This window comes from Amycolatopsis sp. NPDC104775, assembly GCF_055583325.1.
Map to the genome: position 1 here is coordinate 29,264 of NZ_JBVJOE010000020.1, position 17,742 is coordinate 47,005.

Consider the following 17,742-nt stretch of genomic DNA (forward strand, 5'->3'; position numbering starts at 1 on the left):
AAGGCATCTTTCCCGCCTTGACAACCACCCCCGAACCGTCAGCACACTCAGCTTCGGGGTGCCCCACGCAACCACCCCCGGCGCAATGTCGCCCCCCAGGGCGACGAGCCGTACGCCGGAGAGAGATTCACCCTCCCACCTGCCCAGTCAGCGGTACCCCAGTAACCGCCACCCCACTTAGCGTGACCCAAGCAGGAGTACCACCAACCCGGAAGGACCCGAACAATGATCAAGCGCCTGTTCCGAACAGTCCTGCGGCACGGCTGCTGCTCCGCCTGCACCGGCAAGGGCTGCGGCTGCTGCGCCAACTGCCACTAGCCGCCCCCGGGGCCCGGCACCAAGCCGGGCCCCACCACGCCACCGGCCGGGCGTCACCCCCCACCAAGCCACCCCGGGAGCGTCACCCCCGCCGCAACCCTCGCACCAGCAACATCACCGACCCCAGCACCTCATCCCGCCCCCGCTCCGGATGAAACACCTGCCAATCCAGCGCCACCACCAGCATCGTCCCGAACAACCCCGCCGCGGCAGTGGCGATATCGACCCCCTCCGGCAACCTCCCCGCCGCGTCCAGCCTCTCCAGCTGCCCCTTCACCACCGCGATCAGCTCTTCCCGCAGCAACGCCAGCGTGTCGTGCCACCGCCCCGGCGTATGCCACAGCTCGCTGACCACGATCTGCGAAAACCCCGGGTACTCCGCGATGAACTCCAGCGTCGTATCCACCTGAGCCTCGATCACGGCCATCGGATCGTCGTCCGTCCCGGCCGCCCGCAATCGCCCGGCCAGCAGGTCCACACCGAACCGCAGCAGCGCGTCGACCAGCCCGTCCTTGGACCCGAAGTTGTAATAGACGGTGCCCTTGGCCACCCCGGCCTCGGCCGCGATGTCGTCGACCGTCAGCCCCACGAGGCCCCTGCTGGCCGAAAGCCGCAGGGTGGCCTCGAAGAGCTTCCGTTTGGTCGCTTCTCTCACAGGCTCAGCTCGGGCTTGAGCGCCGAGACCGACCACACCCGGTGTTTGCGCGCGGCGAGAGTGGACAGCAGGATCCCGCCGACGAGGTACGCGACCAGCACCCCTACGTCACCGAGGATCTGCATCGACGCGCCGGTGTAGAGCAGGTGCCGGAACCCGTCGATGGCGTAGCCCATGGGCAGCACGATGTGCAGCGGATAGAGCGCGTCCGGGATCGTCTGCCACGGGAACGTGCCGCCCGCGCTCACCAGCTGCAGCACCAGCAGCACCAGGCCGAGGAACTTGCCGACCGCGCCGAAGAGCGCGTTGAGCGCGTGCACGATCGAGGTGAAGGCCAGCGACACCAGGCAGGCGAAGCCGATCGCCCCCAGCGGATGCGCCACGTGGATGCCGACCAGCCAGGTCACCGCGGCGAACAGCACGATCACCTGGCCGAGGCCCAGCACGGCCGAGGACAGCCAGCCGCCGAGCGCGACCCGCAGCGGCGACGCACCGGCGGTGAGCGCGCGCTTCGACAGCGGGCGGATCAGCAGGAACAGCACGAACGCGCCGATCCAGGTGGCCAGCGAGATGAAGAACGGCGCGAGCCCGGCGCCGTAGGTGCCCGCCGACGCCACGCCGTTCGACGTGACCGCGACCGGGTCGGCAATCGTGTTCGCGGTGGCGGTCCGGGTCGGGTCGTCCGGGTTCGGGATCTGCTTGAGCCCGGCGGCCAGTCCGTCGCGCAGCTTCGCCGAACCGTCGGCGAGCTGGTCGGTGCCGGTGACGGCGGTCTTCTCGCCGTCGTTGAGCTTCGCCGCGCCGTCGCGCAGCTGGTTCGCGCCGTCGGACGCCTGTGCGATCCCGCTGGCCAGCTGCGGCGAGGCCGCCGCGAGCTGGTGCGCACCGTCGGACACCTGCCGGGCGCCGCTGGAGAGCTTCTGCAGGTCTCCGTTGGCGGACTGGATCTTCCCGTTCGCCTGTCCGGCGTCGGTGCGCAGCTTGTCGTAATCGGCCAGGATGGAGCTGGCGAGGCTTTCCGGCATCCCGGATTCCTGCAGCTTCGCGGCCAGCTGGGAGCGGTAGCCGTCGATCCGGCTCATCACGTCGGACGAGGCGGACGCGGCCAGCGAGCCCGCGCTCGCCACCTTCTGGTTGCCGTCGGCCACCTGGCCCGCCCCGTCGGCGAGCTTCTGGGTCTGGCTCGGCAGCTGGGCGGTGCTCGATTTCAGCGTGCCCAGCCCGGTCGCGAGACTGGCCGAGCCGGTCGCGAGCTGGCTCGCCCCGTCGGCCAGTTGATGTTGCCCCGTCTGGAGTTTCGCCGCGCCGTCGGCGAGCTGCTTGGCCCCGTCGGTGGCTTCGGAGATCTTGCCGTAGATGGTGGAGAAGCCGACGAGGAACTTGTCCGCGGCCTCGCTGCCCACCTTCTCCGCGATCGTCTTGCGGACCTGGTCGGCGACCTGCTTCGCGATCGTGCCGGCCAGATAGTTGTTGGCGTCGTTGGTGGTGAGCGTGATCGTCGCCTGCTGCGGCTCGAAATTGCCGGACGACAGCAGCGCCTTCGAGAAGTCGTGCGGGATGCCGATGGCGAACGAGTACTTGTCGTCGCGCACGCCGTCGCGAGCGTCCTTTTCGGACACTTGATGCCACTGGAAGGTGCCGGACTTCACCAGTTCGTCGGTGACCTCGCGGCCGACGTTGCGCTCGGCTCCGTTCGAATCCTTCGCGCCGGCGTCCTCGGTGAACACCGCGGCGGGCAGCTTGTCGAGCCGGCCGTAGGGGTCGTAGTTCGCGTAGAGGTAGAACGACGCGTACAGCAGCGGCACCATGACGAGCGCGAACAGGGCGAGCTTCGGCAGCGTCCCGGTGGACAGCCTGCGCAGCTCGTTGCCCGCGATCCGGAACGCGTTCAGTCCGCCGGCCCGCTTGTGGGGGGTGGTCATGCCCGGTCTCCCTCGGAGTTCTCGGTTTCGGCGGTCAGTTCGGCGGTCTCCGGGAGCTGCCGGGTCTGCTCGGCCTCAGCGGGCTCCGGCGGGGCGTACAGCCGGACCGGGTCCGGTTGCTCGGCCGCGCCGACCTTCGCGGGCGGGTAGGGGAGCGCCGACTCCGGCGTCGTCGCGGCCAGCACGGCCACCGCGAACCCGCGGGCGGCGTGCTCCCTCGCGACGGCGGTCCAGGTCTCGACGTCGCTGGTGTGCCGGTCGGGCGTGTCGAGGACGAGCACGCGCACTCCGTCGCGTTCGGCGGCCAGCGCGGCGAGCAGCCGGATGCGCAGCGCGGGTTCGATGTTCTCGAACCGGCTGTCGGCATACGGCGCCGCGTCGTGCTGGGATAGCCAAGCTGTGACAGCATCCTTGCTGGAAGGACGGTGTGCGAGCGCCAGCTCTTCGGCGGTGACGACGCGCAGCGACAAGGCTTCGTCCGGCTCGCTGACTCCCGGCGAGTCCACCACGGCCACGAGCCGCCGCAGGTCGCCGTCGGAATCGGCGGTGACGGTGCCGGTGGTCGGCTTGAGCCGCCCGGCCAGCGCCAGCGCGAGCGCGGTGATGCCGACGCCCGGCTCGCCGTGCACCACGGTGAGGCAGCCCTCCTCGACGGTGAGCGAGGTCGGCGGCAACAAGGGGCCGTGAGGACCCTTGAGGGACACCCGGTCGGCACGGACCTGCACAGGACACACTCCACGGATTTTGAACTGACTAGTCAGTTCAAAAGTTAGACCTGGCCTGCGGGGGTCGGCAAGGCGGCTCGCCGGACGTCACACCAAAGAGCGGTCCGCTCAGCGCAACGCCCACGCTGGGTGCGCTTCCCAGGAAGTCCACAGCGGCCGGTAGCCCTGCCGGTGCCAGAACACCGACGACAGGGGATTGGTCGGGTTGTAGTAGAGATAGGTGCCGGTCGCGCCCTGGTTCAGCAGTTCGCGGTGCGCGCGGGCCATCAGCGCCCGGCCGAGCCCGCGGCCGCGGCTGGCCGGAGCGGTGACGACGTTGTTCACATACCCCCAGCGTCCGGTCGGCAGCAGTTCGGCGGCCTCGTTCCCGGGCGCGGATTCCACCCAGTCGCACTGCGCGAGCGCCGCAACCTCGCCGTCGACCTCGGCGACCCAGGTCGCCTTCTCTCCGAGCGCGCGGCGCAAGGCCGGGCCGAGCAGTTCGGCGGTCTGCTCCCGTTTCCGGTGCGCGACCAGGCCGGTGTAGTCGAACGTCGCCGTGCACAACGCCAATGCCGCCGGGTAGTCGTCCGGTCCGGCGAGGCGGATCGACGCCTCCGCGGAAATCTCTTCCGGCACGACGGCGGGGCGAACGGCCAAGGCGGACAACGGAACCAGTCCGTGGTCGAGAAAAGCCCGGATGGCTTCCGCGTCGCGGCTCGGCCAGTTGACGACGCACGCCGAATCGGCGCCGGGCGCTTCAGTGTCCACTTGGGACCGAAGCGCGCCGAGCAGCGCGTCGAACGCTTCGGTGCCCGCCGTATCCGGATCCGGGAACAGCTGCCACACCTCGGCCGCTGACCACAGCAGGGGAGCGTCGCCCGGACCGTGCCGGTAGCGCTGGAGCAGCGCGGAAACCTGCGTGCCGGACGCGGTCACCGCGCGCAGCGGGTCGCCGCCCGCGAGAGGGGCGGGCGGCGGCAGGAGCGGGTCGAGTTCGGCGAATCGGGCTCCGGGACTCACCGGCGCAGCGTAGCCGGTCAGTCGCGGCGCGTGCGGAAAATCGCGGTGCCGGGGAACAGTCTGCCGCGCAGCGGGCTCCACTGGCCCCAGGTGCGCGTGTGCCCCGGCGGCCATTCCGGCTCGACGAGATCCTCCAGCGCGAAGCCCGAGGCGGCGAGCGCGCGCACGTAGTCGCCGAGCGTGCGGTGGTATTCGACGTAGGTCGCGGTGCCGTCGTCGTCCACTTCGACATACGGCGTGCGGTCGAAATACGGCTGGGTCGCGGTGAGCCCCTGCGGCCCGGGATCGTCCGGGAAGATCCACCGCATCGGGTGGGTCACCGAGAAGACCCACGGCGCGCCGGGCCGCAGCACCCGGCGCACTTCGCCGAACACCGTCTCCAGCGATGGCACGAAGGGGAGCGCGCCGAACGCCGAGCACGCGATGTCGAAACTGGCCGCCGCGAACGGCAGCCGCTCGGCGTTCGCCTGCACGAGGGGGACCGCCGCGCCGGTGCGGGCGTTCCCCTCGCGGGCGTGCCGGAGCATGCCGCCGGACAGATCGGTGGCGACGGGCTCGGCTCCGGCGGCCGCGAGCCAGCGCGAACAGGCGGCCTGCCCGCAGCCGACTTCGAGCACCCGCTTGCCGCGCACGTCGCCGAGCAGCCGCGCGTCCTCTTCGCGGACGCCCTCCGGGCACCAGACGAAATCGGCGTCGCCGAGGAATCCGCCGTGGGTCGCCTGGTAGTCGTCGGCATCCGCGTCCCACCAGGCCAGATTCGCCGCTTCCGCCTCGTTCCCGCCGACTTCGCGGTGGGCGACGCCGACGGTGCCGAGCCGTTGTTCGGCGCTCGCGTGGCGCTCGCCGGACAGAGCCTCCGGGGCCGCCGCGGGCTCGGGCATGCCGGTCTCCTCTCCCGGTGCGGCCGGCGGGGCGCGGGGGAATGCTCGGACCGGCGGAAACGTTGTGCAGAAGGTACCGGGACCCGAGAGGGGCCCTGATTGTGTCCCCCGGACAGGCCCGCGTACGATACGTGTTAGCGCAGTGGGGTTCGCGCTGCCTGGGTGACTACCCACCGGGGCCGCGCATCGTCAGCGGGTCATGCCGCGGTCGTTCACTGGTGGAACGTTTGGTCGCCGGACGTTTGAGCAGGGTCGCCGCATGCCGTCGCAGCGGCCCGCCGCGCCGCACTGCCGGTAGCCAACTGCACACACCTACGACACCCATCCACCGGAGCAACCCGCCTAATGACCACCGACACCGCCACCGCCCCGACCGCCCCGACCGGGGCCCCGCAGGTCGCCATCAACGACATCGGGTCGGAGGAAGACTTCCTCGCGGCTATCGACAAGACGATCAAGTACTTCAACGATGGGGACATCGTCGAGGGCACCATCGTCAAGGTCGACCGCGACGAGGTCCTGCTCGACATCGGGTACAAGACCGAGGGCGTCATCCCCTCGCGCGAGCTGTCCATCAAGCACGATGTCGACCCGGCAGAGGTTGTCGCCGTCGGCGACGAGGTCGAAGCCCTGGTCCTCCAGAAGGAGGACAAGGAAGGCCGCCTGATCCTGTCCAAGAAGCGCGCCCAGTACGAGCGCGCCTGGGGCACGATCGAGGAGCTCAAGGAGAAGGACGAGCCCGTCAAGGGCACCGTCATCGAGGTCGTCAAGGGCGGCCTCATCCTGGACATCGGCCTGCGCGGCTTCCTGCCCGCGTCGCTGGTCGAGATGCGCCGCGTGCGCGACCTGCAGCCCTACGTCGGCCGCGAACTCGAGGCGAAGATCATCGAGCTGGACAAGAACCGCAACAACGTGGTCCTGTCCCGTCGCGCCTACCTGGAGCAGACCCAGTCCGAGGTGCGCAGCGAGTTCCTCAACGCGCTCGCCAAGGGCCAGGTCCGCAAGGGCGTCGTGTCCTCCATCGTCAACTTCGGCGCCTTCGTGGACCTGGGCGGCGTCGACGGCCTGGTGCACGTCTCCGAGCTGTCCTGGAAGCACATCGACCACCCGTCCGAGGTCGTCGAGGTCGGCCAGGAGGTCACGGTCGAGGTCCTGGACGTCGACATGGACCGCGAGCGCGTCTCGCTGTCGCTCAAGGCGACGCAGGAAGACCCGTGGCGCCAGTTCGCCCGCACCCACGCGATCGGCCAGATCGTGCCGGGCAAGGTCACCAAGCTCGTCCCGTTCGGCGCGTTCGTCCGCGTCGAGGAGGGCATCGAAGGCCTGGTGCACATCTCCGAGCTGGCCGAGCGCCACGTGGAGATCCCGGAGCAGGTCGTGCAGGTCAACGGCGACGTCATGGTCAAGGTCATCGACATCGACCTCGAGCGCCGCCGCATCTCGCTGTCGCTGAAGCAGGCGAACGAGGGCGTCACGCCGGAGACCGAGTTCGACCCCACCCAGTACGGCATGGCCGCCGAGTACGACGCCGAGGGGAACTACATCTACCCCGAGGGCTTCGACCCGGACACGCAGGAGTGGCAGGAAGGCTTCGACAAGCAGCGCGAGGAGTGGGAGCGGCAGTACGCCGAGGCCCACACCCGCTACGAGCAGCACATGGCGCAGGTCAAGAAGGCCGCCGAGGCCGACGCCGAAGCCGCTGCCGACGCCGCCACCGGCATCGAGGGCGGCGAGCAGAGCTACACCTCGTCCGCTCCGGTCGAGGCGAAGAGCGGCGGCACGCTCGCCAGCGACGAGCAGCTCGCGGCTCTGCGCGAGAAGCTGTCGGGCGGCGCGTGAGCGGTTGACTCGCTGAGTCTCTGACAAGTTCGGCCCCGGTCCGCACGGACCGGGGCCGAACTGTTTTCGCGCGCCGGGTGTGGGTCGGGTGTGGGGCAGCACGTGGCCGACCCTCAGCCGTGGAGCGAGGACTGGACCTGTTCTTCGGGTGCAGACAGGCCCGGCGCGTATTCGTGGAACTCGTGCGGGGTGCCGCACAGCATGCCTCGACGGCCGAACCGCTTCTCCGGGACTTTCGTTCAGCTGCGCAGGCCCAGCCCGTCGATCGTCGCGCGGACGCCCCGGCGGTACATCGTTTCGTGCGCGGATTCGTCCGAGCTGAGGAACCAGTCGTCGAGCGGGCTTTGCGAGCGGATCGTCAGCTCGACGCTCACCAGACCGTGCATCGAGGTCCAGAGCAGGTAGCCGCATTCCTGCGCGACGACGCCCGGCGGGCAGACCCGGTCGATTTTCGCGACGAACTCGGCGAAACTCGTGCGCAGCACTCCCGACCGCAACTCCGGGTCCGGGTCGTAGTCGTGCACCGAACGTTCGAACATCAAGCCGTAGCGCGCGGGGCTTTCCAGCGCGAAGCGGCGGTAGGCGAGGGCGACTTCCATCAGATCGGCGATCCCGTCGCCCTCGGACGGCGGCACGCGCAGTTCCTCGCCCAGCAGGTCGAAAGCCCGTTCGTACAAGGCGTCCAGCAGGCCGGTGCGGCCGCCGAAGCGCGTGTACACGGTGATCGTGGACGCCCCGGCCTGTTCCGCCACCGCGCGCACGGTCAGTCCGGCGACGCCGCGCTCGGTGAGGACGGTCAAAGCCGCGTCGAGGAACCGGCTGCGGTGGTGCTGCTCCGCCGGCCGTGTCGAGAGATGCCGGGTGGCCATCTCCCACCCCCCTTGTGCCCGTGCTCCGCGGGAAGCGCGTCCGCGTCTCGCAAGCAGAAGATACGATATTCACGGCTTCTTGGGAACGTCGTTCCGGCGGGCCTGGACCGTCCACAAGCGACCGCTCGCACTGAGCGGGTCGTCCCGAGCGTTCTCGAGCAGAAGGAACCCGCCCTCATGACCCAGCCGGAGCCCGGCACCGTCGTCGTCACTGATGCCGGGAGCGGCCGCTACACCCAGCGCGTCACGACCGCGGGCCACGAATTCCTCGCCGACGAGCCGGAGAGCGTGGGAGGCGCGGACGCCGGTCCCACGCCGTACGACCTTCTGCTGTCCGCGCTCGGGACCTGCACCTCGATGACGCTGCGGATGTACGCCGACCGCAAGGGAATCCCGCTGGCCCGCACGACCGTCCGGCTCTGGCACGACCGCGTCCACGCCCGGGACTGCGAGCGCTGCGAGACCGAGGTCGGGTTGATCAGCCGGATCACGCGGGAGATTTCGCTGGAAGGCGATCTGGACGACGCGCAGCGGGCGCGATTGCTGGAGATCGCGGACAAATGCCCGGTGCACCGCACGCTGAGTCACGAGATCGCGATCGAAACCCGCGCGATCTGAGCCCGGCCGGTCCGGGAAAGGACCGGCCGCGGCGAAGGGTCAAGCGGGGAGGGTCAGGCGCGTTCCAGCGAAACCGAGGGAACCCAAGCACGTTCCAGCGCGGCTTCCCGGGCACGACGGCGGAGGCCGGCCAGGCTGTGCTTCGCGGGCACGAGCAGCGCGCTGAACCACGTGCGCCGGTACTCCGCGAGTGCGTCCGAGACCTGGCGATAGGCGACGCAGTGCACCAGGCCCGGAGTGCCGAGCCGGTGCTTCCCGACGTGCTTCTCCGCCATTGTTCCTCCGTGTGGGCGACCCTTCCGCCGGGCACGGTACGCACTCGACCCGCGAAAACAGCGGAAGCACGCGGCGTGTCACCCACATCAGTTCGGCTACGCCCGAAAATGTGCTTGCGTTTACGCGGAGGGTGTGCGGGTGCCGGTGCGCTTGCACGTGCAGGGGGGATCGGTGTCGCCTGAGCGGGTGACTACGGCGCTCGTTAAGGTGTGGCCATGCTGCGAGTGGGCCTGACGGGTGGGATCGGTGCGGGGAAGTCGACAGTGGCGAACCGGCTGGCCGAGCACGGAGCTGTCGTCATCGATTCCGACCGGATCGCGCGCGAGGTCGTGGAACCCGGTACGCCCGGGCTGGCCGCGCTGACCGAAGCGTTCGGCGAGGAAATCCTCGCCGAGGACGGTTCGCTGGACCGTCCGGCGCTCGCCGCGCGGGCGTTCGCCGACGACGAATCGCGCAAGCGGCTGAACTCGATCGTCCACCCGCTGGTCGGGCAGCGCACCGGCGAGCTGATGGCCGCGGCCGCCGACGACGCGGTGGTGGTGCACGACGTGCCGCTGCTCGTCGAGAACAACCTCGCGCCCGCGTATCACCTGGTCCTGGTGGTCGACGCGCCGGTGGAAGTCCGGGTCCGGCGGCTGGTCGAGGTGCGCGGCATGCCGGAGGCCGACGCGCGGGCGCGGATCCGGGCGCAGGCCGCGGAGGAACAGCGCCGCGCCGTCGCCGACGTCTGGCTCGACAACGGCGGCACCCCGGACCTCGTGCTCGCCGAGGTGGACGCGTTGTGGGCGGACCGGCTGGTGCCGTTCGAGGCGAACCTCCGGCTGCGCAAACCGCGTCCGCCCGCCTCGCCGGTGATCTCGGCGTACGACCCGAGCTGGCCGCTGCAGGCCGAACGGCGGCTGGCGCGGCTGCGGCAGATCGCGGGTGCGCGGCTGGTGCGCGCGGACCACATCGGGTCCACCGCGGTGCCGGGGCTGCCGGCCAAGGACATCCTCGACCTCCAGCTCACAGTGTCCTCTTTGGACGATGCGGACGCGCTCGCCGAGGCGCTCGCCGATGCCGGCTTCCCGCGCCGTGAAGGCGAATGGTGGGACGATCCGCAGGGCGGCGAGGGCAAGTGGCTCAAGCGGTTCCACCAGAGCGCCGACCCGAAGCGGCCGGTGAACCTGCACGTCCGGTCCACCGAAACCCCGGCGTGGCGGCTCGCGCTGCTGTTCCGCGACTGGATCCGCGCGCACCCGGACGAGCGCGACAACTACGCCGAAGTGAAGGAAGAGCTGGCGCGCAAGCATTCCGCGGACGGCACGGTCGAGCAGTACGCGGAAGAAAAGCAGGGCTGGGTCAACGCGGCCTTCGTGCGCGCGGAGCAGTGGGCCGGGCAAAGCGGCTGGAAGCCCTGAACCGGAAAACCAGGTGCGGTCCCGCCGGGCGCGGGGTTACCGTTCGCGGCATGAAGCGCGCCCAGTCCACGACGACGCCGGATCCCGTCCCGGCGCGCTGAACACTGCCATTCGAGCCCGGGGCGAGTGCCCCGGGCTCCGCCGTGCGCTCGCCTCGCCTTCCGTGAGGAGACCGCCATGCCCGACCACCGCAAACTCGGCCGCGAACTCGGCCTGTTCGGCAGCGACCCGCTGATCGGGGCCGGACTGCCGTATCTGCTGCCCGACGGCGCCGCGATCCGGCACGTGCTGGAGGAGTACGTCCGCGAGCTCGAACGCCGCGCGGGCTACCAGCACGTTTCGTCGCCGGTGCTGGGGAAGCGCGAGCTCTACGAGCTTTCCGGCCATTGGGCGCACTACCGCGACGACATGTTCCCGCCGATGGATCTCGGTGGCGAACAGGTCGTGCTGCGGCCCAGCCTGTGCCCGCACCACGCGCTGATCTACCGTTCCCGCGCCCGCAGCCATCGCGAACTTCCGCTGCGCCTGGCCGAGCTCGGCGGGATGTACCGCGCCGAACTGTCCGGCGTCCTCGGCGGGCTCAGCCGCGTGCGGGCGATCCAGCTCAACGACGCGCACATTTTCTGCGCTCCCGAGCAGGTCGGAGCGGAGGTGCGAGGCGCGCTCGCGCTGATCCGCCGCGTGTATCGCGATCTCGGCCTGAAACCCGCTCGCTACCGGCTTTCCTTGCCGGACAACCGAGGCAAGTACGCCGGCGCGGCCGAAGCGTGGGACCGCGCGGCCGAGGTGCTCGTCGACGCGCTCGACGGAATCGAGTACGAACGCGGTCCGGGCGAAGCGGCGTTCTACGGACCGAAGATCGACGTCCAGATCGCCGACAGCTCCGGCCGCGAATCGACCCTGTCCACCGTGCAGGTCGACCTCCACCAGCCAGAGCAGTTCGGGCTCGAATACGTCGGCCCGGACGGCCGCGCGCACCGGCCGGTGCTGGTACACCGCGCGGTGCTCGGAAGCCTGGAACGCGTGCTGGCGCAGCTGATCGAGGAACACGGCGGCGCGTTCCCGCCGTGGCTGGCCCCGGTGCAGGTGGCGGTTCTTCCGGTCGGGGACGCGGAACTCCCGGCCGCGTCGGAGCTGGCGGAACAGGCCATGGACGCCGGACTGCGCGCCGAGGTCATCGCGGCGGACCGGGGGAGCCTGGGCGCGCGCATCCGCGACCGGCGGCTGGTGCCGTATCAGGCGGTGATCGGCCCCCGGGAAGCGGACGCGGACCTGGTCGCGCCTCGTCTTTGGGACGGTCGCAGGTTGGATCCGTTGTCAGGAAAGGAGTTCGTGGCCGCGGTGGCGGCCCGGGTGGCGTCGCGCTCCGAAGCCCTGTGGAGCTGACCGGCGGTGGTCGGGTGAGGGCGCGGAGGTCAGGACCCGAGCAAGCCGCGCTCGAAAGCCACCGCCACCGCGGCCGCGCGGTCCTTTACGCCGAGTTTCGCGTACGCGTGCAGCAGATGCGTCTTCACCGTCGCCTCGCTGATGAAGAGCTTCTTCGCCGCTTCCTTGTTCGTCGACCCGCGCGCGACGAGGTTCAGCACCTCGATTTCCCGCTGCGACAACGGTTCCTGGGCTGGTGCGCGCATCTGGCCCATGATCCGGCTCGCGACGGCGGGGGAGAGGACCGCCTCGCCGCGGGCGGCGGCGCGCACGGCGCGGAACAGTTCCTCGCGCGGCGAATCCTTCAGCAGGTACCCGGTCGCGCCCGCCTCGATCGCGGGCAGCACGTCGGAATCCGTGTCGTAGGTGGTCAGCACGAGCACTCGGGCCGGGTTGCCGAGGCGGGCGAGTTCGGTGATCGCGGCGACGCCGTCGGTGCCGGGCATGCGCAGGTCCATCAGCACGACATCCGGGCGCAGGGCTTCGGCGAGCGTGACCGCCTCCGCCCCGTGCGCGGCCTCGCCCAGCACCTCGAAGCCGCGCTCGCCGGTGAAGATGCCGCGCAGGCCGTCCCGGACGATCGGGTGGTCGTCGGCGATGAGCAGCGTGATGGTCATGAGTCCCCCTCGGTCGGATCCAGTGTCGCAGCCGGGATCGCGGGCAGGCGCACCGAGATCGCGGTGCCGCCGCCCGGTTCGGACTCGACGTGCAGGGTGCCGGCGAGCCGTTCCGCGCGCCGCCGCATGCCGGGCAGGCCGTGGCCGCCTTCGGCCGACGGCGGGGCGGGCGGATGCGCCGGGTCGAAGCCGACGCCGTCGTCGCGCGCGTCGAGCGTCACCTCGTCGCCCATGTACGACAGGGTGATCCCGGCTCGGCCGGCCCGCGCGTGTCTGGCCACATTGGACAGTGCTTCCTGGGTGATCCGCAGCAGGGTGGCCTCCAGCTCCGGATGCAGCGGGACGGCGGTCCCGGTGGCCGAGAACTCCGCGGGCACCCCGGTGCGCTCGCTCCACAGCCGGACGACCTCGGCGAGCGCTTCGGGCAGCGTCGCGGTTTCGAGCGGTTCCGGGTGCAGCGCGGCGACCGAACGCCGGGCCGCGGTGAGGTTTTCCCGGGCCAGCTGGGTCGCCGCGGCGAGGTGGCGTTCCCATTCCGCCGCGTCGCCGCGGGCCTGCGCGGCGGCTTCGAGCTGGGTGATGATCCCGGTGAACCCCTGGGCGAGCGTGTCGTGGATTTCCTGGCTCAGCCGCTGCCGCTCGTCGAGCACGCCCGCCTCGCGCGCCTGCGCGAGCAACTGCCGCTGCAGCCCGCGGTTCTCCGCCTCGGCGGCGGCCAGCCGCTCAAGCGCCTTCTTGCGTTCCAGGTTTTGCCTGCCCACCGCGGCGAAGAGCGCGCCGCCCCCGCCGATCGCCGTGGTCTGCACGACCACCACCGTGCCCCAGATCCCCGGCGACACCGAAAGCGCGTGGATCGGGCCGCCCAGTGTCATGGTGTTGATCAGCAGCGAGGTGATGCCGACGCCGAGCACCGCGACCGGCATCGGCTTCATCCGCATCGCCGCGAAGAACCCGTAGACCATGAAGATGATGAAATACGTGTCCCGGGCTTGGAGAATCGCGCCGAACGTGACGACCCCGGCGAACATCGCGGCCGCGGCGACCGGATGGTCGCGCAGTTTCGCGCCCAGGGCGACGGTGGTCAGCCCCAGCCACACCGCGGCCCCGGCGGCGAGCAGCAGGGTGGTGGTCCGGTGTCCGGCGGTCTGGTCCCCGTGCAGCGCGCTCAGCAGCGTCGGAACGATCAGCAGAAGCCACGCGATCGCGGTCTCGGTCCGGGTGAACCACCGGTGCCACCGCACGGGAGGATCGTCCGGATCGGGCGTGGCCGGGGGCATCAGCGAACCCCGCCAGTCGAGTTTGACGTCGCGGACGTCCTCGAGTCTCACGCCTTGAGGTCTTTCAGCCGCGGCCAGATCTCGGCCCACCCGCCGATCCGCCCGTCGAGCAGCCAGATCGGCATGTGCAGGCTGGAATTCGGGACGCCGAGCCGGTTGTCGACCTCGCCGACGACACGTGCGGAACGGAAGTGCGCCGCCAGCTTCGCCGGTTCGCGGCCGACGAACAGCACGGTGTCCGCCTTGTCGTCGGGCCGCCCGAAGTACCAGAAGCCGCGGCTGGCGCTGTACGCCTCCGGCAAGCCTTGCTCAGGTCCGTATCGGCCGAGCGCGCCAGCCTGCCAGTACCCGCCGGTGACTAGCGCGGTGCGGGCCCGTTCTTCCGGCGGCAGCGCGCGGTACTGCTTGGCGACGGAGGCCGCCAGATCCGGCCAGCCGTATTCCTCCATCGCGTACGCCGGGCGCGGCGCGGTCGGATGTTCGACCAGCCATTGCTCCGGCCACACCGGAAGCGCGTAGGGGAGGCTGTAGAGCGCGGACAGGACGAACATCGGCCACGTCGGCACCCATCGCCACCACAACGCGGGCCGCCGGTCCTGCAGATGCACCGCGGCGGCTGCCCACAGCAGGCCGAAAGTGCCTGCGGCGTAATAGAACCGGCCATTGCCGATCAGGAAGATCGCGAAGACGCCGAGCGCGGTCCAGCCGAGGAACCGGTACGCGCGCAGCCGAGCGCTGCCCAGCAGCACAGCCAGTCCGTACAACACGCCCAGCGCACCGATGACCAGACCGGCTCCGGCGAGCAGTGCGGGCACGAACATCGCTCGGCCGCCCGCTTCCTCGACTTCGCGCGAGACCGCGTCGCCCATGCCGAGCTGGGGCCAGCCGTTCGCGGCCTGCCAGAGCAACGTCGGTACGCACGCGAGGGCAGCGATCCCGGCGCCCAGCCACAGCTTGGGGCGGCGCAGCAGGTCGCGAGGCCCGAACACGAGCGCGGTGAGCGCGGTGACCGCCCAGAACCCGCCGAGCAGGAACTTCACGTTCAGCCCGACCGCCGTCGCGACGCCGAGCCACAGCAGCAGGTTGTCGTCGCGGGTGCGGATCCAGCGCACCAGCAGCCACAGCACGATCGTCCACAGCAGAGGGTCCACAGTGGACGTCGCGAGGTAGTGGCCGCTGCCGACGAACTGCCCGCAGATCGCGTACGCCGCGGCCGCGCGCGTCTGCGCCTTGCGCTGGCCGCCCATTTCGCGGGCGATGAGCGCGGTGAAGACGACGCCCGCCGCGGTCGCCAGGATCGCCGGGATCCGGAACACGACGAGCGAGCCCGGCGCGATCGAGTTCGCCAGCCAGGCGAGGAACGGCAGCACCGGCGGCTGGTCCGCGTATCCCCACGCGAGGTGTTTGCCCGCGGCGAGGAAGTACAGCTCGTCGCCGAAGTAGCCGTAGCGGCCGGCGGTGGCGAGGAGTACGGCGGCGGTCCCCGCGGCGAGCAGGAAGACCGGCCGCCGAGCGAACCCGGCGAGCGCGCGGTCCGGCGTGCTCGGTGCGGTGGCCGTGGTCACGGCATCCATCCTGCTCCCTGTCGGCGGATCGGGGGCTGGCCTCGCCCGCACCCTACGGGCGAGGCCTGGCACCGTCCTACGGCGGGTGCGGCCGGTCAGGCCCCGGTGTTCGCCAGCTTGGGCCAGATCTCCGCCCACGGCTGGAGTCTCGCGGTGGCCAGCCACATCGGGGTGCCGTCGAACACACTCGGCTTCGCTTCGCCGGTCGTCACCGTGCCGACCGGCGCGAGATGGGCGAAGTGCCCGAGCAGCGGCCGGGGATCGGCCCCGACGAACAGGACGTCACGCGTCGAATCGGGCGGGACGGCCAGCGTCGCGTACCCGCGGTTGGGGCTGGTCGGCTCGGGCAGGCCCAGGTCCGGGCCGTAGCGGTCGAGCGCGCTCGCGGTCCAGTACGTCTCGCCGACGATCGCGGTGTGTGCCGGGTCGGGCACGCGATGGAACGCCTTGGCGACCGACTGCGCTCCTTCCGGCCAGCCGACCTCGGCGAACGAGAAGCCCGGAGTCGGCAGCGACGGGTTCGTCTCGATCCACGCGTGCGGCCACACCGGCAGGGCGGAAGGCAGCATCAGCAGCGCGGAAAGCACGTAGACCGGCCAGGTCGGGATCCAGCGCCACCACCGGGACGCCTGCCCGTTTTCGAGTTCCACCGCGGCGGCCGCCCAGCACGGCGCGAACATGCCCACGATGTAGTACGACCGGCCGTTGACCGCGACGAATACCACCGCGAGCGCGAGCGTGGTCCAGGCGAGAAAACGGTAGGGCCGCAGCCGCGGCGAACGCAGCAGCCGCCACAGGCCGTAGCCCAGCAGCACGAGTCCGACCGGAACCCCCACGAGCAGCATCACCTGCGGAAGCCAGGCCAGCCGCCCGCCCCAGGTCTCGCCGACCTCGTTCGAGATCGCCGCGCCCATGCTGAGCTGCGGCCAACCGTGCCGGGCCTGCCACACCAGCGTCGGGACGAGCGCCAGCGCGGCGATCGCGGCACCGGGCCACAGCAGCGGACGGCGCAGCAGTTCTCGCGGACCGCAGATCAGCAGCGCGATCCCGGCGACGATCCAGAAGCCGCCGATCAGGAACTTCACGTACAGCGCGAGCGCGGTGACGACTCCGGCCCACAGGAGCAGGCCGTCGCGCCGGGTGCGGATCCAGCGGACGAGCAGCCAGAGCAGAACGGTCCAGAGGAACGGATCCAGGGTCGACGTCGCGAGGTAGTGGCCGCTGGCGACGAACTGCGTACAGGTGGCGAAGGCCGCGGCGGTGATCGCCTGCGCGCGGGTCCGGCCGCCGAGTTCGCGGGCGATGAGCGCGGCGAACACGACCCCGGCGAGCATCGCCAGCATCGCCGGGAGCCGCAGGACGAAGAGCGATCCGGGCGCGATCGTGTCCATCGCGCGGGCCAGCAGCGGGAGCAGCGGCGGCTGGTCCACATAACCCCAGGCCAGATGCCGTCCGGCGGCGAGGAAGTACAGCTCGTCGCCGAAGTAGCCGTAGTTGTTCGCGGTGAGCGCCAACGGCACCGCGAGCAGCGCGGCGATGCCGAACACGGGCGTCCGGGCGAACGGTGCGGCTGAGCGGGTCGTCGTGCTTTCTTCTTGTGCGGTAGTCATCGCGCTCACTCCCACCGGAAGAATCGGGCGGCGAGCGTCGAACAGACGATGGTGACGACTGCGAGGGCCACCATCGGCAGCCATTGCGGTGCGTGTCCGGCGGCGGTTTCGCGCAGGCTGCCGAGCGTCGCGCCGAGCGGCAGGAGGTCAGCGATGTGCTGCAGCACCGGCGGCAGCTGTTCCTTCGGCACCCAGACGCCGCCGAGCGCGAGCATCGGGAAGAACACCGCCGCGCCGATCCCGTTCGCCGCGCGGGTGCTCGGGACGAACGCGGCGAGCAGGGTGCCCACCGAGAACAGCGACACCGCGCCGAGCAGCGTGACCGCGAGGAAGCCGCCCGGATTCTTCGGCAGAGCCATGCCGAGCGCGATCGTGCCCACCCCCACGACGAGCACGATCGCGACCACGGCGACGGCGAGGTTCACCAGCAGTTGCGCGGCGAGCAGCCGCGACGGCGACATCGGGCTCGCCGCCAGCCGTTTGAGCACGCCCTTCTCCCGGTGCGCGGCCATCGCGCCCGGCAGCATGTACACCGCGAGCATTCCGAGCAGCAAAGCCACCGCCATCGGCGCGATCACCGTGGCCAGCGACGATTGGCCGCCGTATTGGGCGCTCGGCTCGCGTGAACCCGGCATCAGCCCGAACACCAGCAGCAACGCCAGCGGGATCCCGAGCACCACGGCGGGCGCGCCCGGGTCGCGGAGGAAGATCTTCGCCTCGGCGGCGGTCAGCTTCGACAACAC

At 70.9% G+C, this 17,742-nt stretch carries 16 protein-coding genes; 4 read left to right on the top strand and 12 right to left on the bottom strand.

What is annotated here, in order from left to right; translation table 11 throughout:
- Positions 1-400 precede the first annotated feature (400 nt).
- The 5 genes from ACZ63D_RS41790 to ACZ63D_RS41810 form a co-directional block, all read right to left on the bottom strand.
- On the bottom strand, positions 401-973 hold the full coding sequence (locus ACZ63D_RS41790) for a TetR/AcrR family transcriptional regulator (protein WP_465359868.1): 573 nt from the start codon (positions 971-973) through the stop codon (positions 401-403).
- Complete coding sequence (locus ACZ63D_RS41795) at positions 970-2,865, bottom strand: YhgE/Pip family protein (protein ID WP_465359896.1); 1,896 nt, start codon at positions 2,863-2,865, stop codon at positions 970-972. Before ACZ63D_RS41795 ends, ACZ63D_RS41790 begins: the two co-directional genes overlap by 4 nt.
- Positions 2,866-2,891: 26 nt before the next feature.
- Positions 2,892-3,620 (bottom strand): ATP-binding cassette domain-containing protein, encoded by a 729-nt coding sequence (locus ACZ63D_RS41800; protein ID WP_465359897.1) that lies wholly within the window; start codon positions 3,618-3,620, stop codon positions 2,892-2,894.
- 108 nt (positions 3,621-3,728) lie between these two features.
- Positions 3,729-4,622, bottom strand: coding sequence for a GNAT family N-acetyltransferase (locus tag ACZ63D_RS41805; protein WP_465359869.1), 894 nt, complete (start codon positions 4,620-4,622; stop codon positions 3,729-3,731).
- 17 nt (positions 4,623-4,639) lie between these two features.
- Positions 4,640-5,503 (bottom strand): class I SAM-dependent methyltransferase, encoded by an 864-nt coding sequence (locus ACZ63D_RS41810; protein ID WP_465359870.1) that lies wholly within the window; start codon positions 5,501-5,503, stop codon positions 4,640-4,642.
- Positions 5,504-5,848: 345 nt separating this feature from the next.
- Between ACZ63D_RS41810 and rpsA the strand changes: the two genes are divergently transcribed.
- On the top strand, positions 5,849-7,342 hold the full coding sequence (rpsA, locus tag ACZ63D_RS41815; RefSeq protein WP_465359871.1) for a 30S ribosomal protein S1: 1,494 nt from the start codon (positions 5,849-5,851) through the stop codon (positions 7,340-7,342).
- A 239-nt stretch (positions 7,343-7,581) separates the two neighbouring features.
- Here rpsA and ACZ63D_RS41820 read toward each other — a convergent pair whose 3' ends face one another.
- Positions 7,582-8,211: a TetR/AcrR family transcriptional regulator gene (locus ACZ63D_RS41820; protein WP_465359872.1), complete on the bottom strand. Its 630-nt coding sequence runs from the start codon at positions 8,209-8,211 to the stop codon at positions 7,582-7,584.
- A gap of 177 nt (positions 8,212-8,388) precedes the next feature.
- Between ACZ63D_RS41820 and ACZ63D_RS41825 the strand changes: the two genes are divergently transcribed.
- On the top strand, positions 8,389-8,829 hold the full coding sequence (locus ACZ63D_RS41825) for an OsmC family protein (protein WP_465359873.1): 441 nt from the start codon (positions 8,389-8,391) through the stop codon (positions 8,827-8,829).
- A gap of 53 nt (positions 8,830-8,882) precedes the next feature.
- Here ACZ63D_RS41825 and ACZ63D_RS41830 read toward each other — a convergent pair whose 3' ends face one another.
- Complete coding sequence (locus ACZ63D_RS41830; RefSeq protein ID WP_116205130.1) at positions 8,883-9,104, bottom strand: hypothetical protein; 222 nt, start codon at positions 9,102-9,104, stop codon at positions 8,883-8,885.
- A 216-nt stretch (positions 9,105-9,320) separates the two neighbouring features.
- On the opposite strand from ACZ63D_RS41830, the gene coaE reads away from it, so the two are divergent.
- Together coaE and thrS are read left to right on the top strand one after the other, a co-directional pair.
- Positions 9,321-10,505 carry a dephospho-CoA kinase gene (coaE, locus tag ACZ63D_RS41835; RefSeq protein ID WP_465359874.1) on the top strand — a complete coding sequence of 395 codons (1,185 nt, stop codon included), beginning with the start codon at positions 9,321-9,323 and terminating at the stop codon, positions 10,503-10,505.
- 126 nt (positions 10,506-10,631) lie between these two features.
- Positions 10,632-11,891 (top strand): threonine--tRNA ligase, encoded by a 1,260-nt coding sequence (thrS, locus tag ACZ63D_RS41840; protein WP_465359875.1) that lies wholly within the window; start codon positions 10,632-10,634, stop codon positions 11,889-11,891.
- Positions 11,892-11,920: 29 nt separating this feature from the next.
- On the opposite strand, the gene ACZ63D_RS41845 is transcribed toward thrS, so the two are convergent.
- The 5 genes from ACZ63D_RS41845 to ACZ63D_RS41865 form a co-directional block, all read right to left on the bottom strand.
- On the bottom strand, positions 11,921-12,547 hold the full coding sequence (locus ACZ63D_RS41845; protein WP_116205127.1) for a response regulator: 627 nt from the start codon (positions 12,545-12,547) through the stop codon (positions 11,921-11,923).
- Positions 12,544-13,875 carry a sensor histidine kinase gene (locus ACZ63D_RS41850; RefSeq protein WP_465359876.1) on the bottom strand — a complete coding sequence of 444 codons (1,332 nt, stop codon included), beginning with the start codon at positions 13,873-13,875 and terminating at the stop codon, positions 12,544-12,546. Before ACZ63D_RS41850 ends, ACZ63D_RS41845 begins: the two co-directional genes overlap by 4 nt.
- The gene (locus ACZ63D_RS41855; protein ID WP_465359877.1) at positions 13,872-15,389 is read right to left on the bottom strand and encodes an ArnT family glycosyltransferase; all 1,518 of its coding nucleotides are present in this window, start codon (positions 15,387-15,389) and stop codon (positions 13,872-13,874) included. Before ACZ63D_RS41855 ends, ACZ63D_RS41850 begins: the two co-directional genes overlap by 4 nt.
- A gap of 95 nt (positions 15,390-15,484) precedes the next feature.
- The gene (locus tag ACZ63D_RS41860) at positions 15,485-16,999 is read right to left on the bottom strand and encodes a glycosyltransferase family 39 protein (protein ID WP_465359878.1); all 1,515 of its coding nucleotides are present in this window, start codon (positions 16,997-16,999) and stop codon (positions 15,485-15,487) included.
- A 5-nt stretch (positions 17,000-17,004) separates the two neighbouring features.
- Entirely contained in the window at positions 17,005-17,742 is a 738-nt protein-coding gene (locus ACZ63D_RS41865) for an ABC transporter permease (protein ID WP_465359879.1), read from the bottom strand.